Raw genomic sequence first — 266 nt, forward strand, 5'->3', positions numbered from 1 at the left:
GTATTGCTGTCCGTACAGCCGCTGTTCTTGCCCTTAAAGGCAGCACTCTGGTGGGAGATAATGTTCTTGATAGTGAAATCGGTGCAATTGACATCAATGATGATGGGACAATCAGTATAACTGATGGTCGTCCGTTTATTGCTGTTTACTCAGATGCGTCTTTTTCCGCAGCGCCAAACACTGATCTGCGTGCGCTCGTTACGAATGGCAATACAGAAATAGTCTTTGAAACCGGTGTTACCGCACAGATGGTTGAAACCAATGAG

The 266-nt window shown here is 45.9% G+C and carries 1 pseudogene; it reads left to right on the forward strand.

The features are described from left to right. A pseudogene (locus HBA93_RS21550) lies at positions 1 to 266 on the forward strand (hypothetical protein); the annotation flags it as partial.

Source organism: Ochrobactrum sp. SFR4, from assembly GCF_019730395.1.
Taxonomy (GTDB): domain Bacteria; phylum Pseudomonadota; class Alphaproteobacteria; order Rhizobiales; family Rhizobiaceae; genus Pseudochrobactrum.